Raw genomic sequence first — 17,187 nt, forward strand, 5'->3', positions numbered from 1 at the left:
CCAAGGGGCGGACCACTAGGTTGGCCCCATGCCCTCCCCAGCGACGGAGATCGAGGTTGACGACAAGGTCGTGCGGGTGTCGAACCCCGACCGCGTCTACTTCCCGGCGCGGGGCCAGACCAAGATGGACCTGGTCGAGTACTACCTCTCCGTGGGCGACGGCATCGTCAACGCGCTGCGGGAGCGGCCCTGCATGCTGCACCGGTTCCCGACCGGGGTGTCGGGGGAGAAGGTGCACCAGAAGCGGCTGCCCAAGGGCGCGCCGCCGTGGATGGAGACGGTGCGGGTGCACTTCCCGCGCTGGAACCGCACGGCCGACGAGCTGTGCGTGACCGAGCTGGCGCAGGTGATCTGGGCGGTGCAGATGAGCACCGTGGAGTTCCACCCCTGGAACAGTCGCCGCGCCGACGTCGAGAAGCCCGACGAGTGGCGCATCGACCTCGACCCCGGGCCGGACTGCCCGTGGGAGACGGTGCAGCGGGTCGCCCACGTCGCCCACGAGGTGCTCGACGACCTCGGCGCTGTCGGCTTCCCCAAGACCAGCGGCGGCAACGGGATGCACGTCTACGTCCGGATCGCGCCCGACCACGGCTTCGGTGACGTACGCCGCGCCGCGCTGGCCTTTGCCCGCGAGGTCGAGCGCCGCTCCGACGAGGTCACCACCGCCTGGTGGCGCAAGGACCGCGACCCGGCCGACCTGTTCGTCGACTACAACCAGAACGCGCGCGACCACACCATCGCCGCGGCGTACTCCGTGCGCGGCAACCCCATCGGCACCGTCTCCGCCCCCATCGGCTGGGAGGAGGTCGACGAGGTCCACCCCGACGACTTCACCATCGCCACGATGCCGGCGCGGTACGCCGAGCTCGGCGACCTGCACGCCGACATCGACAGCCACGTCTTCGACATCGCGCCGCTGCTGGAGTGGGCCGAGCGCGACGAGGAGGCCGGGGCCGCCGCACCGCCCGAGCCGGAGGAGTAGGACTGTCGGCTTCCCGCCGTGGGAACCCCTCCAAAACCGCATGAATGCGGTCGCAGTGGACGACGATGAGGAACTCATCCGCTACTGACAGGGGGACGGCGATGACTGCCGTGGTGTCGAAGTTCTTGCTCGCTCTGGCCACCGTCGTGACGCTGCTGGTGGTCGCACCGCCGTCGGCCAACGCCGCGACGTGCCCGGCCTGGACCGTGATGAAGCGGACGTCGACGTCCCTGACGGCCACGCTGCCCAACGGGTCCACGACCCGCCGCACCTGGACGCTGACGGTGCGCAAGAAGGGCTCGAGCTACGTCGCCTGCTTCGGCAACAAGAGCGAGTCGGGCTACGCCAAGATCCAGTGGCGTCCGGGTCGCGCCGGCGTCCCCGACGACACCTTCTGGTATACCGACAACATGGCCGTGGTCCAGGGTCCGCCGGCCTACGTCCGGGGGATCGGCAAGTACCGCGGCCAGGTGAAGTACTCCGCGTGGCTCAAGGTCCGCTGACGCAGGCTCAGACCACGTCGACCCGGGCCAGGCGGAAGCCCACCGACCGCGCGAAGTGGCGCAGGCCGCCGGGCATGCGCAGCGGGTTGCCCGACGCGCAGAGGTAGGCAACGCCGAGCCGACGCGCCTCGTCGGCCACGACCTCGCTCATCAGGTAGCGCGCGTTGCTGACCTCCTCGCGGACCTGCAGTCCGCGGAAGTAGGCCAGCATCGCGCAGTCACGGTCGACGGCCAGCACGGCCAGCAGCAGCGGGTTGCCGTCGAGGTGGGCGACGTACCACGGGTCGAGCTCGAGGAGCGGCGTGAGGTCGGGGGACTCGCTGCGGTAGTTCTCGTCGGGGTGCACCTGCTCCTGCCGCACCGCGGCGGCGAGCAGGAGGCGCTTCTCCTCGGGGTCCGTCACCCGTCGCCACCCGACGCCCTGGCGCTCGGCCCGCCGGGCCTTCTTGCGGCTGGTGCGGTTGGGCTCGCCGACAGGGGCGTCGAGGCCGGCCGCCGGGTGGTCGACGAGCTGTCGGACGAGCACCACCTGCTGGAGCGGCGTCCGCACGCCCCACCGCGAGCGGCCGAGGTGGCCCGCTATGAACGCCGCCGCGGCGCCGGCGTCCGGCCGGTAGGCGACGCTGGGCAGACCACGGATCAGGCGCAGCACCCGGGCGAGCACCGCCGGCTGGCGGTGGAACCAGAACTGGGTGCGGCCGTGCTCGTGGAGGAGCTCGGCCAGCTCGCTCTCGATGGCGGTCGGACCCACGCCGATCCCCCCGATCATCGCCCGTCAGTGCACAACCGCACCAGTCTAGGCGTCCGATCAGGAGAGCACGGGCGCCGTCTCGACCTTGACCCGTCGCACGCGGAACCCGACCATGCGCGAGAAGTGCTGCAGGCCGGCGGGCAGGCGGAACGGTGTCCGGGTGTCGCACAGGTGGCGTACGCCGCGCCTGATCAGCTCCTCGGCCAGGACCCCGGTCATCAGGTAGCGCGCCGCGCTGGCCGCCGGCCCCTCCTGGAGCGTCCGGAAGTAGCGCAGCAGCGACCAGGCGCCGTCGACCGGGGTGACCGAGAGCAGCAGCGGGGCGCCCTCGTGCTCGGCGACGAGCCACAGGTCGATGTCCAGCAGCTCGCCGTGCTCCGGGGCCTCCGAGCGGTACTGCTCCTGGGGGTGGTTGCGCTCGTAGTCGAGGGCCGCGTCGAGCAGCCGCTGCTTCTCGGCCGGGTCGTCCACCACCCTCCAGGTCACCCCCAGGCGCTCGGCCTGACGGGCCTTCCGTCGCTGGGTGGCACGCTCGCGGCCCTCGTCGTAGCGGCGGGGCGCCTCGGGCAGCTCGAGCATGGTGACGGCCTGCTGGAGCCGCGAGGACAGCCCGATGCGCGAGCGTCGCAGCGGCGCCGCGATGACCTCGGACTCGAAGCTCCCCGAGGGGCGGTAGACCGACGCGGGCAGGTGCTTGAGCAGCTGGTCCGCCTGCCAGGCGACGCGGGGGCGGCGGTGCTCCCAGGGGCGCTCGCCCGCGTGCTCGGCGAGCAGGGCGGCCAGCTGTGTCTCGGCGTCGTCGGCGTGCATGTGAATCGGTCTCTCGCGTCGGCGGCCGCCCGGTCCTGTGCCCGACCGGCGGTGCGGCACCCTAACGCGGCCCTCCTGAGCCGGGCCTCCTCCGTCTCACGGCGGGGGTCCAGACTCACTTGACAAGACGGCTCATTGTGTCAAGTTACTCGCGAGTCTAGGCTGCGCGACATGTCTGCCCACTCCCAGCCCGCAGGCGCCGGTGGCGCGTCGTACGGCGACGGCGACCTCGCCGATCCCGAGCACGACGTCACGGCGTCCTACGCCCTCGACCCGGCCTCGGTCCGCGCGCTGACCAGGCGTGTCGTGTCGACGACCGGCCGCGAGATCCCGGCGTACACCCCGATCACGGGGCAGCCGCTCGCGATGGTGCCGCAGTCGGGGGAGGCCGACGTCGAGGAGGCGTTCGCCCGGGCCCGCCGCGCCCAGCGCGCGTGGGCGCAGACCCCGCTCCGCGAGCGCGCCGCGATGCTGCTGCGCCTGCACGACCTGGTGCTCGACCGGCAGGACGAGATCATCGACCTGATCTGCTGGGAGTCGGGCAAGGCACGCAAGCACGCCTTCGACGAGCCGCTGCACATCGCGCTCACCGCGCGCTACTACGGCCGCACCGCCGTCCAGCACCTCGCGCCCAAGCGGGTCCGCGGCGTCGTGCCCGGGCTGACGCAGGCCGAGGTCACCCGCGTGCCCAAGGGCGTCGTCGGGATCATCGCGCCCTGGAACTACCCCTTCACGATGGCGCTGTGCGACGGCATCCCCGCGCTGCTGGCCGGCAACGCCGTGGTCATCAAGCCCGACGCCCAGACGATGCTCTCGGCGCTGCTCGGCGCCCAGCTGCTCGAGGAGGCGGGGCTTCCGGAGGGCCTGTGGAACGTCGTCGCCGGCCCCGGCCGCGAGCTCGGCACGCCGATCATCGACCGCTCCGACTACGTCTGCTTCACCGGCTCCACGCCGACGGGCCGCATCATCGCCCGGCAGTGCGCCGAGCGGCTGATCGGCTGCTCGCTCGAGCTCGGCGGCAAGAACCCGATGCTGGTGCTGCGTGACGCCGACCTCGACCGCGCGGCGGAGGGCGCCGTACGCGCCGTGTTCTCCAACGCCGGCCAGCTCTGCGTCGCGATCGAGCGGCTCTACGTCGCCGACCAGGTCTACGACCGGTTCCGCGACAAGCTCGTGGAGCGCACCAAGGCGATGACGCTGCGTGCGGGCCTGCAGTGGGGCAGCGACATGGGCTCGCTGATCTCGCAGGACCAGCTCGACACGGTCGTGGCCCACGTCGACGACGCCGTCGCCAAGGGAGCTCGTGTGCTCGTCGGCGGCAAGGCGCGGCCCGACCTCGGGCCCTACTACTACGAGCCCACCGTGCTCGAGGGCGTCAGCCCCGACATGACCTGCTTCGGCGAGGAGACCTTCGGACCCGTCGTCGCGCTGCACCGCTTCCACGACGAGGCGGACGCCGTCACGCGGGCCAACGAGGGCGAGTACGGCCTCAACGCCTCGATCTACAGCCGCGACACCAGGCGCGCCCGCGAGATCGGTCGCCAGATCAGGTGCGGCACGGTCAACGTCAACGAGGCGTTCGCCGCGACCTTCGCCAGTATCGAGGCGCCGATGGGCGGGATGCGGCAGTCTGGGATGGGCCGCCGCCAGGGGGCCGAGGGGCTGCTGCGCTACACCGAGACCCAGTCGCTGGCTGTGCAGCGGGTGCTGCGCTTCGCACCCCAGTTCGGCATGGACGACAAGACCTACGCCCAGGTGATGACAGCCAACCTGCGGCTGCTGCGGAAGGCGGGACGGGCGTGAAGGACACCGGTACGGGCGGTTCGGGAGGCGGGGGCTCGAACGCCGGCGGCGAGAGCGCCTTCGACTACGACGTCCTCGTCATCGGCTCCGGCTTCGGTGGCTCGGTCACCGCGCTGCGGCTGACCGAGAAGGGCTACAAGGTCGGCGTCATCGAGGCCGGCGCCCGCTTCGCGGACGAGGACTTCGCGAAAACCTCCTTCGACCTCAAGAAGTTCCTCTACCGCCCCGAGATCGGGTGCTACGGCATCCAGCGCATCGACGCGGTCCGCGACTCGCTGATCCTCGCCGGTGCGGGCGTCGGCGGCGGCTCGCTGGTCTACGCCAACACGCTCTACGAGCCCCTGGGTGCGTTCTACCGCGACCGGCAGTGGGCCCACATCACCGACTGGAAGAAGGAGCTCGCGCCCTTCTACGACCAGGCCAAGCGGATGCTCGGCGTCGTCGAGAACCCGCTGCGCACGCCCGCCGACGACGTGATGGAGCAGGTCGCCACCGAGATGGGCGTGGCCGACACCTTCCACCCCACCCCGGTCGGCGTCTTCTTCGGCCAGCCCGACCAGAAGATGGGCGAGACGGTGGCCGACCCCTACTTCGGCGGCGCCGGGCCGGAGCGGCGTACGTGCGTGGCGTGCGGTGACTGCATGACCGGCTGCAACTACAACGCCAAGAACACGCTGGTGAAGAACTACCTCTACCTCGCCGAGCAGGCCGGCGCCCGCGTGATGCCGCTGTCGACGGTGACGCGGGTCAGCGAGCGCGACGGCGGCGGGTACGACGTGCGGATCCGCTTCACCAAGGCCAAGCGTGCGACCGCACGCTCGACCCGCACGCTCTCCGCCGAGCACGTGGTGTTCGCCGCGGCCGCGATCGGCACCCAGAAGCTGCTGCACAAGATGAAGGCCGAGGGTCACCTGCCGCGGCTCTCCGACCGCCTCGGCGAGCTCTCGCGCACCAACTCCGAGTCGATCCTGGGCGCGATCGCGCCGGACACCAAGATCGACTACAGCTACGGCGTCGCGATCACCTCCTCCTTCCACCCCGACGAGGACACCCACGTCGAGCCGTGCCGCTACGGCAAGGGCAGCAACGCGATGTCGCTGATGCAGACGGTGCTCACCGACGGCGACGTCCCCGGCCGCCGCTGGCAGCAGTGGCTCAAGGAGCTGTGGACGCAGCGCAAGAACGTGCACTCGCTGTACGACGTGCGCCACTGGTCCGAGCGCACCGTCGTCGCGCTGGTGATGCAGACGCTCGACAACTCGATCACCGTCTATCCCAAGAAGGTGCCGGGCACCAACAAGTGGCGCCTCACCTCGCGCCAGGGCCACGGCGAGCCCAACCCCACGTGGATCCCGGTCGCCAACACCGTGGTGCGCAAGATGGCCAGGATCATGGGCGGCACCGCCGGCGGCTCGATCGGCGAGCCCTTCAACATGCCGATGACCGCCCACTTCATCGGCGGCTGCACCATCGGCGACTCGATCGAGACCGGCGTGGTCGACCCCTACCAGCGGGTCTACGGCTACGAGAACATGCACATCGCCGACGGCTCGGCCATCACCGCCAATCTGGGCGTCAACCCGTCGCTGACGATCACCGCCCAGGCCGAGCGCGCGATGGCGTTCTGGCCCAACAAGGGCGAGGCCGACCCCCGCCCGCCGCTGGACGCGGCGTACGAGCAGCTCTCGCCGGTCGCCCCGCACCGCCCGGTCGTCCCCGCCTCGGCCCCCGGCGCCCTGCACCTGCCGATCGTGGGGGTCAGCTAGGCGGTTGCCCGGGTGTCGGGCGCTCGGTGGGAGGTCTGGGTCGTCTGACGGGGGGGGCGGCGACGCTGGTGTGACGGTGACCGGCAGTTTCACCGGCTGGCCGGTGAAACTGCCGCGAGTGCCACAGCAGGGCCGCTGGGACGCGGGCTCGACGACGCTGGTGTGGCAGTCGACCGGAGGATGCTCGGTCGCCCTCCGGCGTACGTCGTCCCTGTGGCCACTCCGCCGGGGAGTCGGGTGCTGGGCCGGGTCTGTAGCTCCGGCGCAGCGACGGTTTCCCAGGCGACCTTGGGAATTCGCCGCCGAGTGTCGCAGCAGCGCTCCCCACCGACCGCCTCGACGACGCTGGTGTGGCAGTCGACCGTCCGGCCGTCGTACGGCGCCCGCCTGGCCATCCCCCCGAAGCCCCCACGACGGCAGAAGACCCCGGACGCCAGAGGCGTCCGGGGTCTTCGGCTGTCACGACAGCCGACGAGCCAGGGCCCGACCGGGGAGGGAGGGAGGTCGGGCCCTGGCAGGTCCGCTGTTGTGTCGTGCACGGACCCGACGGGGAGGGAGGGAGGTTGTCGGATCCACCCACCTCAACGAGGGGTCACGGGGCCGGTTACGGGGCATGCGGAGAAATCTTCAACCATCTCGTCTGGCAGACTCAGGGGTCCGCTGAACCCCCACCGGAAGGGTCGATCGTGACCGATCACGACCTCGTCCTCGTCGTCGACTTCGGGGCCCAGTACGCCCAGCTGATCGCCCGTCGCGTCCGGGAGGCCCGGGTCTACTCCGAGATCGTCCCGCACACGATGCCGGTCGCGGAGATGCTCGCCAGGAAGCCCGCCGCGATCATCCTCTCGGGCGGTCCGTCGTCGGTGTACTCGCCCGGCGCCCCGGCCGTCGACGACGACCTGTTCAGCGCGGGACTGCCGGTGTTCGGCATGTGCTATGGCTTCCAGGCGATGGCCCAGGCGCTCGGCGGGGAGGTCGCGCGCACCAGCTCCTCGGAGTACGGCCGCACGCCCGTCACCGTCACCGCCCCCGGCACGCTGCTCGCCGGCCTGCCCGCGGCGCACCGCGTCTGGATGTCGCACGGCGACTCGGTCCAGTCGGCGCCCGAGGGCTTCGACGTGCTGGCCTCGACCACCAAGACACCGGTCGCGGCGTTCGAGGACACCGAGCGCCGGATGGCCGGCGTGCAGTGGCACCCCGAGGTGCTGCACAGCGAGCACGGGCAGGAGGTGCTGTCGCACTTCCTGCTCGACATCGCCGGCTGCCGGCCGACCTGGACGATGGTCAACATCGTCGAGGAGCAGGTCGAGCGGATCCAGCAGCAGATCGGCCCCGAGGGGCTGGCGATCTGCGCGCTCTCCGGTGGCGTCGATAGCGCCGTCGCCGCGGCCGTCGTGCAACGTGCGATCGGGGACCGCCTGACCTGCGTGTACGTCGACCACGGACTGATGCGCAAGGGCGAGTCGGAGCAGATCGAGCGCGACTTCGTGGCCGCGACCGGCGCCGACCTGGTCGTGGTCGACGCCGAGAAGCAGTTCCTCGACGCGCTCGCCGGCGTCTCCGACCCCGAGACCAAGCGCAAGATCATCGGCCGGGAGTTCATCCGCGTCTTCGAGGCCGCCGAGGCCGACATCCTCGCGCCCAAGATCGCCGCCGGCTCGCACGCCGAGGGCGTCAAGATGGCCTTCCTGGTGCAGGGCACGCTCTACCCCGACGTCGTCGAGTCGGGCGGGGGAGCGGGCACCTCCAACATCAAGTCGCACCACAACGTGGGCGGGCTGCCCGACGACCTCGAGTTCGAGCTCGTCGAGCCGCTGCGCACGCTGTTCAAGGACGAGGTGCGTCTCGTCGGCGAGCAGCTCGGCCTGCCCGCCGAGCTGGTCTGGCGCCACCCGTTCCCCGGGCCGGGCCTCGGCATCCGGATCATCGGCGAGGTCACCCGCGAGCGCCTCGACATCCTGCGCGAGGCCGACGCGATCGCCCGCGAGGAGCTTTCCCGCGCGGGTCTCGACCGCGACATCTGGCAGTTCCCGGTGGTGCTGCTGGCCGACGTGCGCTCCGTCGGCGTGCAGGGCGACGGTCGGACGTACGGCCACCCGGTCGTGCTGCGGCCGGTGACCTCCGAGGACGCGATGACCGCCGACTGGGCGCGGGTGCCCTACGAGGTGCTCGAGACCGTCAGCACCCGCATCACCAACGAGGTGCCCGAGATCAACCGGGTCACCCTCGACATCACCAGCAAGCCGCCGGGGACGATCGAGTGGGAGTGAGCGGGCGGCTGGTCGGCTGCTGATTCCCCGGACGTCCGGGGAATCTGGTGCTCGGCAGGCGTCGCGATGCCTGCCAAGCACCTGGGAAGGCTGCCAGGCAGCGCGATTCGTCCTGTTGCGGGCGGCCGGCCCCGGCGTACGACGCCCAGCGGGCCACTCCGCCGGAGAGCCTGTCGCTTGCCCGGAACCACAGCTCCAGCGCAGTGGCGGTTTCCCAAGCGACCTTGGGAAACCGCAGCCGCCACCAGCCCCAGCCCCCAAGCCCCCGGGACGCACCACGGGGCCAGGTCACCACGAGAGGTGACCGGGCCCCGGTGCGCCGTACGGCGACCCCAGCTCAGCGTGTGGCGGGACCGACCGGCACGTCTCCCGCGAGCGTGATCCGGCGCATGATCCGGGTCTCGTCGTAGTCGCGGTTGGCGTAGTGCAGCGTGCTGCGGTTGTCCCACATGCCGACGTCGCCGAGCTGCCAGCGGTGACGGACGGTGTGCTCGGGCTTGAGCAGGTGGGCGTAGAGCATGTCGAGGATGGCGCGGCTCTCGGCGTCGGAGACGCCCACGACGTGCTCGGTGAAGCCGGGGTTGACGAACAGGCCCTTGCGGCCGGTCTCGGGGTGGACGCGTACGACGGGGTGCTCGACGGGGGTCAGCTCGGTGACCTCCTTGCCCTCCCACGAGTTGCCCCTGCCGCCGTGGCGTCGCAGGTAGGCGCCCCACTCGCGGGTGCCGTCGTGGATCGCGGTGAGCTGGTCGACCATGCCGCGCACGGGGGCCGACAGCGACTCGTAGGCCTGCTCGGCGTCGACCCAGCTGGTGTCGCCGCCGTACGACGGGAGCTGGTGGGCCCGCAGGATCGAACCCATCGGGGGCCGCTCGACGAAGGTCACGTCGGTGTGCCAGACGTCGGAGAAGCTGAACTCCGGGTCGGCGCTGTCGAGGTCGAAGATCTCGGGCAGCTCGACCTGGGCGCTCTGGCCGACGACGGGGTGGCCGACGGTGACCTCGCCGAGGCGCCGGCCGAGGTCGACCTGGTCGGCGTCGGTGAGGTCCTGGCCGCGGAAGAAGAGCACCTTCTGCTCGACCAGCGCCTGCCGGATGTCGGCGACCTGGTCGTCGGTGAGCGAGCGCAGGTCGGTGCCGATGACCTCGGCGCCGAAGCGGGGGCCGAGCTTGTCGAGCACCAGCGAGGCGCCGCGGGGCGGGCTGACGTGGTCGTTACGTGCGGGTGCCTGCGTCATAGGGCGTCCTCCTCGAGCTCGTTGGTGCAATAAACCTACTGATTTACTCAAGATACACGGGATGTGGTGGGACCGCGGTGTCCGGGACGGATCAGGGGTGTCCCCGACGACGGGGGAGGCCCGGGTTCCCTAGAATTCGCCGGGTCCGGACGACGAGAGGTGCGCAGTGGGACGACTGGTCACGACGCTCACCCGAGCGGTGCGGCAGCGGGTGCTGTCGCGCGCCGGGGGCGTGGACCTGTCCCGGCTCGACAAGGTGCCGGAGGCGCTGGCCTGGCCGCTGCGCCGCGACGGCACCTCACCCAGCCCCCGGCTCCAGGCCACCCGCAACGCCGACCCGGTGCAGCGGCTGGTCCGGCTGTTCGGCATGGAGGTGTGGCTGGTCACCGGCGACGCGGAGTGCCGCGAGGTGCTGGCCGACGCCGTGTCGTACAGCACCGACATCCGGCCCTACATGGGTCGCAGCGGCTCCGCGACCGACGGCGACATCGGCGGGCTGGGGTTCACCGACCCGCCCGACCACACCCGGCTGCGTCGGCTGCTGGTGCCGGAGTTCACGATGCGGCGGCTGCAGCGCCTCGCGCCCCTGATCCAGCGCGTCGTCGACCGGCAGCTCGACGAGCTCGAGGCGGCGCTCGCCGACGCCGGGGACGGCGTCGCCGACCTGGTGCCGACCCTGGCCTTCCCGGTGCCGTTCCTGGTCATCTGCGACCTGCTCGGCCTGCCCGACGAGCGGCGCGAGACCTTCGCCAGCCTGGCCACCCAGCGCTTCGACGTCACCGGGGGAGGGCCCGGCACGATCGGGGCGATCGGCGGCTCGCGGGAGTTCCTGCTGGCCGAGGTCGCCCGGCAGCGGCACGACCCCGGACCGGGCCTGATCGGCCAGCTGATCCGCGAGCACGGCGACGAGATCAGCGACTTCGAGCTCGGCGGCCTCGCCGACGGCGTCTTCACCGGAGGCCTGGAGACCAGCGCCTCGATGCTGGCCCTGGGCACCGCCCACCTCCTCGAGCACCGCGAGCTGTGGCGCCGGCTGCAGGCCGACCCCAGCATCGCCCCGGCCCTGGTCGACGACCTGCTGCGGCTGCTCTCGGTCGTGCAGGTCGCCTTCCCGCGCTTCGCCCGCCACGACGTCGTCGTCGGTGGCCGGAGCATCCCGCGGGGCTCGGTCGTGCTGTGCTCGCTGCCCGCGGCCAACCGCGACGGCCGCGTGGGCCGCGGCGACGACGTCGACCTGGCCACGGCCGGACCCGGCCACCTCGCCTTCGGGCACGGCTTCCACCGCTGCGTCGGCGCCGAGCTGGCCCGGATGGAGCTGGTCACGGCCTTCACCACGATGGTGCGACGGCTGCCCGACCTGGCGCTGGCGGTGCCCCCGGACGAGCTCGAGCACCGCGCGCTCTCGATCGTGTTCGGCGTCGAGTCGGTGCCGGTCACCCGGCGCGACGCCGGCTGAGGCGGTCTCAGGGCGCGAGGTCGGCGTACGCCTTCGCCAGCACGTCAGCCCCGGCCTTGACCCGCGTCGTGTAGTCCACGCGGTTCCACTCCGGCCAGGTCAGGTCGAGCTCGTGCTGCTCGCCGTCGACGTCGAGCGCCAGCCCGATGCCCGGCACCTCCACCCGCTCGGCGGGCAGGCCCTCGCCGAGCGCGACGCGGGCCGAGGGGTCGGCCATGCCGAGCATCGACCACGGCAGTCGCACCCTGAGCGTGTCCCACTTCTCGTCGACCTGCCACGTCGCCATCGAGTCGTACGACGCGTCCTCGGGGTCCCAGCTGCCCTCGACGAGCCGGCCGACGGGGTCGTACTCCGCGGGGCGACCCGCCAGCGCTCGGTTGGTCATCAGCACCAGGTCGTGCCAGGCCTCGTCCTGGTCGGGCCGGTACGACGTGCCGCGGACGTCGAGCCGGACCGGGTCGAGCGCCTTGCGGACCTGCACCTGGGCCGTGCCGGCCGCGGTGTCCAGCAGCAGCCGGTGGTCGGACTCCTCGGGTCCGGGCACCACGTCGGCGTCGAGCCGCAACCGGGTCGGCGCCCCCTCGCGCCCGGTGACCTCGACGTGGACGAAGGAGTGGTCGGCCCAGACGTGGACGTACTTCGTCGCGCCGCCCTCGGGCACCAGCTCGGCCGCCGCGTCGGGCACCTGCTCCGTGTCGGTCGCCACCAGGCCGAACCACTGCTCGTTGGTCAGCGGGTCGTGCCACAGCTGCCGACGCGCGTCGTCGGTGTGCTCCATGGTGTTCCAGGTCCGCTTGAACCACTCGTCCTCCCACGAGAAGACGAACCCGCCGGCGACGCCCTGGGCCGCCATCATGCGCAGCATCGAGGCGTTCATCGCCATCGCGTCCTGCTCCGAGTGCGAGCCCTGGTCGCGCCCGCGGGTGCCCGCGTGGGCCGAGCCGAGCGAGGACGGCACGCCGAACTCGCTCACCACGAGCGGCATCGTGCCGGCGACGTGCTCCTGGAGCGAGGCCAGGTAGCCGGCGTACCGGTCGGGCTCGCCCTCCCACTCGACCCGGTCGAGACCGCGCTCGAAGCGCTGGAAGTCGGGGTAGTAGGGGTAGGCGTGGAAGCTCGCGAAGGTGCCGCCCGGCCACGCCCTCGTCGGCAGCACGTGCATCGCGTCGACGCCGACGAGGTCCTCGGCGCGCAGCGGCTCGGTGGGATGGCTCAGCGGGTCGGTGGTGGGCCAGTTGGCGAAGGCCACGGGGACCGAGGTGCCGCGCGCCGCCTCCGCCGTGGCGAGGACGTCGAGGTGGCGCGCGATCCAGCGCTCGGTCGCGGTCGCGTCGCGGGTGGACGCGAAGTAGCGCCCCGGCTCGTACGCCGCCCGCGCCTGCTGCCGGTCGGTGCGGCGCGTGCCCTCGGGGTCCCACTCCACGCCGACGATCCAGGAGACGACCCAGGGGGAGACGTCGGTGCGCCAGGTGCCACCGGCGTGGCCGGCCTGCTCGGGTCGGGTCAGGTCGCCGTGCACGGCCGCCGAGGTCTCGCGCAGCTCCTGGGTGAAGGCGCGGTCCACCGCGGGCGTGTAGAGCGTCCGGCCGGGCTCGGTGTAGCTCTCGTCGGGCAGGTAGACGCCCTGGACCAGGTAGAGCGGCGCCTTCGGGTGCGCCCGGTTGAAGCGGGCGAGCTCGTCGTAGAAGGCGGGCGGGTGCACGGCGTACACCCGCACGACGCGGATGCCGAGGCCGTGCATCTGCCCGAACCAGGTGCGGTAGGTCGCCGCGTCGAGGTGGTCGATCTCGCCGGGCTGGTGGCCGGGCGTGGTGCTGCCCAGGTTGATGCCGGGCAGGAAGGTCTTCTCTCCCGAGGCGGTGTGCAGCGCGAGGCCGTCGGCCCCGGCGGTCGCGAGCACGTCGAGCTCGCCGACGGTGCGCGGCGCCGGAGACCAGTCGCTGCCGGCGTCGATGGCCGCCCTGGCTGCGGGGTCGGGGGAGTCGCCGCCGCTGCACGCGGCGGTGGCTAGGAGGGTCACCAGCGTCAGCAGGACCCCGAGCGAGCGTCGTACCACTCCGTCAGGTTACGAGAGGTTCGCGGCTTCTGTCCGGGTTCGCGAGGAGCCCGTGCGGCTGTTGTCTAGACCGCGACGACACGCCACGGATTTGTTGTCCGCACCTACTAGACCGCGGATGTGACGGCCGTTACGTTGTGCCGACCAACATATACGACTCCGGCCAGGCGGCGACGAGCCTCGGACCATTGCGGGCGGACGCCGGAGACAACCCCTGACTCGACGAAGAGGAGGCGGTCTGCGTGAAGCGGATGCCTGGAGTACTTGCGGTGGGAGCCCTCGGGCTGACCCTGACCCTGAGCGCCTGTGGCAGCAGCGGCGACAGTGGCGGCGGTGACGGCGGCGGGAGCGGTGCGGCCGCCGACGCCAAGATCGGTGTGATCCTGCCCGACACCGAGTCCTCGGTGCGGTGGGAGAGCGCGGACCGTCCGGCGCTGGAGGCGGCCTTCAAGAAGGCCGGCGTCGACTACGAGATCCAGAACGCGCAGGGCGACTCCAGCCAGATGGCCAAGATCGCCGACTCGATGATCACCAGCGGCGTCACCGTCCTGGCCATCGTCAACCTGGACAACGCCTCGGGTGCGGCCATCGAGGAGAAGGCCAAGAACCAGGGCATCGCCACCATCGACTACGACCGCCTCACCCTCGGCGGCTCGGCGTCCTACTACGTCTCCTACGACAACGAGAAGGTCGGTGAGCTGCAGGGCCAGGGCCTCGAGGACTGCCTCGGCGCCGACACCAAGGCCAACATCGCCTACCTCAACGGCTCGCCCGACGACTCCAACGCGACCTCGTTCTCCAAGGGCGCGCACAAGGTCCTCGACGCCAACAGCAACTACAAGGTCGTCGCCGAGCAGGCCGTGCCGGGCTGGGACAACACCCAGGCCACGAAGATCTTCGAGCAGATGTACACCGAGAACGACGGCAAGATCGACGGCGTCCTCGCCGCCAACGACGGCCTCGGCGGCTCGGCCATCTCGATCCTGCAGAAGAACGGTGTCGCCGGGAAGGTGCCGGTCACCGGTCAGGACGCGACCGTCCAGGGCCTACAGGACATCCTCGCCGGCACCCAGTGCATGACGGTCTACAAGTCCGCCACGCAGGAGGCCGGCGCGCTGGCCGACCTCGCCATCGGCCTGGCCCAGGGCGAGGAGCCCAAGGCCGACGGCTCGGTCAAGGACACCGAGGGCGGCCGCGACGTCCCCGCGGTGCTGCTCGACCCGGTCTCGGTGACCAAGGAGAACGTCAAGGCGGTCATCGACGACGGTGGCGCCACCGCCGCCGACGTCTGCAAGGGCTTCGAGAAGGAGTGCGAGGAGGCCGGGATCTCCTGATCCTGGTCGCCTCGCAGCGACGCGGGCCCGGTCTCCTCCGGGGGACCGGGCCCGCCCCCTGCTCCGTCGTACGACGCAGCACCGCACCACCCGGCAACCGCACCACCCGTGACCCAGTGCCTTGGAGACCTGATGACCGACCCCCTGCTCGAGCTGCGTGGAGTGAACAAGAGCTTCGGACCCGTGCAGGTCCTCCACGACGTGGACTTCAAGGTCTACCCCGGCCAGGTCACCGCGCTCGTCGGCGACAACGGCGCCGGCAAGTCGACGCTGGTCAAGACCATCGCCGGCATCTACCGCGCCGACTCCGGCGAGTTCCGCTTCGACGGGCAGCAGGTCAGCATCACCAGCCCCAAGGACGCCTCGGCGCTGGGCATCGAGGTCGTCTACCAGGACCTCGCGCTGTGCGACAACCTCGACATCGTCCAGAACATGTTCCTCGGCCGTGAGGCCAAGAACGGCGTCATGCTCGACGAGCTCGGCATGGAGGAGCGCGCCCGCAGCACCCTCGCCTCGCTCTCGGTGCGCACCGTGAAGTCGGTGCGCCAGAGCGTCGCCTCGCTCTCCGGCGGCCAGCGCCAGACCGTGGCCATCGCCAAGGCGGTGCTGTGGAACTCCAAGGTGGTGCTGCTCGACGAGCCCACCGCGGCCCTCGGCGTCGCCCAGACCCGCCAGGTCCTCGACCTCGTGAGGCGCCTCGCCGACGCCGGCCTCGGGGTCGTGCTGATCTCCCACAACATGGTCGACGTCCTCGAGGTGTCCGACCGCATCACCGCGCTCTACCTCGGTCGCGTGGCCGCCGACATCCCGGCCGCCGAGACCAACCACAGCCAGATCGTCGAGCTGATCACCGCCGGCCGCTCGGGCGACATCGGAATCCCTGCCGCGACCGCGGCCGAGTCGGCCTGAGGAGCCTCCCGTGACCACACGCACCGACCAGACCACCCCCGCCCCGGGCGGGGAGCCCGGCCCCTCGCTCGCCGCGGTCGACTTCGCCAACGACAAGGCCAGCGCCTCGCTGGGCGAGTCGTTCCGCGACTACCGCGACCGCCTCCGCGGCGGCGACATGGGAGCCCTCCCGGCCGTCCTCGGCCTCGTGGTGCTGTTCGCGGTCTTCTCCGCGCTGCGCCCCGACTCCTTCACCAGCGCGCTCAACATCGCCAACCTGTTCACCCAGGCCTCGGCCATCTCGGTCCTCGCCATGGGCCTGATCCCGGTGCTGCTGCTCGGCGAGATCGACCTGTCGGCCGGTGTCACCGGAGGCATGTCGGCCGGCTTCACCGCCGTCGCGATCGAGCGCCAGGACCTGCCCTGGCCCGTCGCGGTGCTGATCGGCCTGGCCGTCGGCGCCCTCGTCGGCCTCGTCATCGGCCTGCTCGTGGCCAAGCTCGGCATCCCCTCGTTCGTGGTCACCCTGGCCTTCTTCCTGGGCCTGCAGGGCGTCATCCTCAAGCTGATCGGCCTCGGCGGCTCGGTGCCCGTGCGCGACGAGGTGCTGCGCGCCATCACCATCAAGTCGATGCCGGTCGTGCTCGGCTGGATCCTGGTAGGGGCCCTGCTCGCGCTCTACGGCGCGCTGCTCTTCCTGCGTCAGCGCCGGCTCGCGGCGAAGAACCTGCAGCGTCCGCCGACGTCGCTGGTGGCGGTCAAGTTCGGCGCCCTCGTGATCATCATCTTCCTGGTCGCCTCGATCCTGTCGGGCAACCGCAGCCGCGTGCCCAGCTTCGTCATCGCCGGCATCCCCTACGCCGTGTTCGTGGTCGGCGCGCTGCTGATCTTCTGGACCTTCGTCTTCAGCCGCACCGGCTACGGCCGCCACATGTACGCCGTCGGCGGCAACACCGAGGCCGCCCGCCGGGCCGGCATCGACGTCGACCGGCTGCGGATCTCCGCCTTCGTCATCTGCTCCACGATGGCGGCGATCAGCGGCATCATCACCGCGTCGTACGACGGCAAGGTCTCGCCCGGCTCGGGTGGCGGCAACGTGCTGCTCTACGCCGTCGGCGCGGCCGTCATCGGCGGCACCAGCCTGTTCGGCGGCAAGGGCAGGATCCGCGACGCCGTCATCGGTGGTCTGGTGATCGCCACGATCGACAACGGGCTCGGCCTGCTCAACCAGGCGGCGTACATCAACTACATCATCACCGGCACGGTGCTGCTGCTCGCCGCGTCCGTCGACGCGATCTCGCGCCGCCGCCGCTCGGCCACGGGGACCTAGG

At 71.5% G+C, this 17,187-nt stretch carries 13 protein-coding genes; 9 read left to right on the top strand and 4 right to left on the bottom strand.

Annotated features, from left to right (window positions below; all coding sequences use genetic code 11):
- The first annotated feature begins 28 nt into the window (after positions 1-28).
- A complete protein-coding gene (gene ligD / locus ASG49_RS03840; RefSeq protein WP_056537289.1) occupies positions 29-982 on the top strand; it encodes a non-homologous end-joining DNA ligase in 954 nt (317 codons plus the stop codon).
- Between the two features lie 101 nt (positions 983-1,083).
- Complete coding sequence (locus ASG49_RS03845) at positions 1,084-1,485, top strand: hypothetical protein (RefSeq protein ID WP_056537292.1); 402 nt, start codon at positions 1,084-1,086, stop codon at positions 1,483-1,485.
- A gap of 7 nt (positions 1,486-1,492) precedes the next feature.
- On the opposite strand, the gene ASG49_RS03850 is transcribed toward ASG49_RS03845, so the two are convergent.
- Both ASG49_RS03850 and ASG49_RS03855 read right to left on the bottom strand, forming a co-directional pair.
- The gene (locus ASG49_RS03850; protein ID WP_156384167.1) at positions 1,493-2,236 is read right to left on the bottom strand and encodes a hypothetical protein; all 744 of its coding nucleotides are present in this window, start codon (positions 2,234-2,236) and stop codon (positions 1,493-1,495) included.
- Positions 2,237-2,293: 57 nt separating this feature from the next.
- Positions 2,294-3,046 (bottom strand): hypothetical protein, encoded by a 753-nt coding sequence (locus tag ASG49_RS03855; protein ID WP_056537298.1) that lies wholly within the window; start codon positions 3,044-3,046, stop codon positions 2,294-2,296.
- A 171-nt stretch (positions 3,047-3,217) separates the two neighbouring features.
- Between ASG49_RS03855 and ASG49_RS03860 the strand changes: the two genes are divergently transcribed.
- The 3 genes from ASG49_RS03860 to guaA all read left to right on the top strand — a co-directional run bounded on the left by ASG49_RS03860 (position 3,218) and on the right by guaA (position 8,885).
- Positions 3,218-4,849 carry a succinic semialdehyde dehydrogenase gene (locus tag ASG49_RS03860; RefSeq protein WP_056537301.1) on the top strand — a complete coding sequence of 544 codons (1,632 nt, stop codon included), beginning with the start codon at positions 3,218-3,220 and terminating at the stop codon, positions 4,847-4,849.
- Between the two features lie 80 nt (positions 4,850-4,929).
- Positions 4,930-6,615, top strand: a complete 1,686-nt coding sequence (locus ASG49_RS03865; RefSeq protein ID WP_056539729.1) for a GMC oxidoreductase — start codon at positions 4,930-4,932, stop codon at positions 6,613-6,615.
- A 686-nt stretch (positions 6,616-7,301) separates the two neighbouring features.
- Complete coding sequence (gene guaA / locus ASG49_RS03870) at positions 7,302-8,885, top strand: glutamine-hydrolyzing GMP synthase (RefSeq protein WP_369814201.1); 1,584 nt, start codon at positions 7,302-7,304, stop codon at positions 8,883-8,885.
- Positions 8,886-9,222: 337 nt separating this feature from the next.
- On the opposite strand, the gene ASG49_RS03875 is transcribed toward guaA, so the two are convergent.
- Positions 9,223-10,122, bottom strand: coding sequence for a TauD/TfdA family dioxygenase (locus ASG49_RS03875; protein ID WP_056537303.1), 900 nt, complete (start codon positions 10,120-10,122; stop codon positions 9,223-9,225).
- Between the two features lie 166 nt (positions 10,123-10,288).
- Between ASG49_RS03875 and ASG49_RS03880 the strand changes: the two genes are divergently transcribed.
- Positions 10,289-11,578: a cytochrome P450 gene (locus ASG49_RS03880; protein ID WP_156384168.1), complete on the top strand. Its 1,290-nt coding sequence runs from the start codon at positions 10,289-10,291 to the stop codon at positions 11,576-11,578.
- 7 nt (positions 11,579-11,585) lie between these two features.
- Here ASG49_RS03880 and ASG49_RS03885 read toward each other — a convergent pair whose 3' ends face one another.
- Positions 11,586-13,634, bottom strand: coding sequence for a hypothetical protein (locus ASG49_RS03885; RefSeq protein WP_056537305.1), 2,049 nt, complete (start codon positions 13,632-13,634; stop codon positions 11,586-11,588).
- A gap of 269 nt (positions 13,635-13,903) precedes the next feature.
- On the opposite strand from ASG49_RS03885, the gene ASG49_RS03890 reads away from it, so the two are divergent.
- From ASG49_RS03890 to ASG49_RS03900, 3 genes are all read left to right on the top strand, one after another.
- On the top strand, positions 13,904-14,968 hold the full coding sequence (locus ASG49_RS03890; RefSeq protein ID WP_235561895.1) for a sugar ABC transporter substrate-binding protein: 1,065 nt from the start codon (positions 13,904-13,906) through the stop codon (positions 14,966-14,968).
- A gap of 132 nt (positions 14,969-15,100) precedes the next feature.
- Complete coding sequence (locus ASG49_RS03895; protein ID WP_056537313.1) at positions 15,101-15,877, top strand: ATP-binding cassette domain-containing protein; 777 nt, start codon at positions 15,101-15,103, stop codon at positions 15,875-15,877.
- A gap of 10 nt (positions 15,878-15,887) precedes the next feature.
- The gene (locus tag ASG49_RS03900) at positions 15,888-17,186 is read left to right on the top strand and encodes a sugar ABC transporter permease (RefSeq protein ID WP_056537315.1); all 1,299 of its coding nucleotides are present in this window, start codon (positions 15,888-15,890) and stop codon (positions 17,184-17,186) included.
- The last annotated feature ends 1 nt before the right edge of the window (position 17,187 follow it).

Source organism: Marmoricola sp. Leaf446 (assembly GCF_001424755.1).
In the GTDB taxonomy this organism is placed as follows: domain Bacteria; phylum Actinomycetota; class Actinomycetes; order Propionibacteriales; family Nocardioidaceae; genus Marmoricola.

Bases quoted from the DNA above. Each gene is read 5' to 3' on its own strand.
- ligD (WP_056537289.1), top strand. From the start codon at position 29: ATGCCCTCCCCAGCGACGGAGATCGAGGTTGACGACAAGGTCGTGCGG.
- ASG49_RS03845 (WP_056537292.1), top strand. From the start codon at position 1,084: ATGACTGCCGTGGTGTCGAAGTTCTTGCTCGCTCTGGCCACCGTCGTG.
- ASG49_RS03855 (WP_056537298.1), bottom strand. From the start codon at position 3,046: ATGCACGCCGACGACGCCGAGACACAGCTGGCCGCCCTGCTCGCCGAG.
- ASG49_RS03860 (WP_056537301.1), top strand. From the start codon at position 3,218: ATGTCTGCCCACTCCCAGCCCGCAGGCGCCGGTGGCGCGTCGTACGGC.
- ASG49_RS03875 (WP_056537303.1), bottom strand. From the start codon at position 10,122: ATGACGCAGGCACCCGCACGTAACGACCACGTCAGCCCGCCCCGCGGC.
- ASG49_RS03895 (WP_056537313.1), top strand. From the start codon at position 15,101: ATGACCGACCCCCTGCTCGAGCTGCGTGGAGTGAACAAGAGCTTCGGA.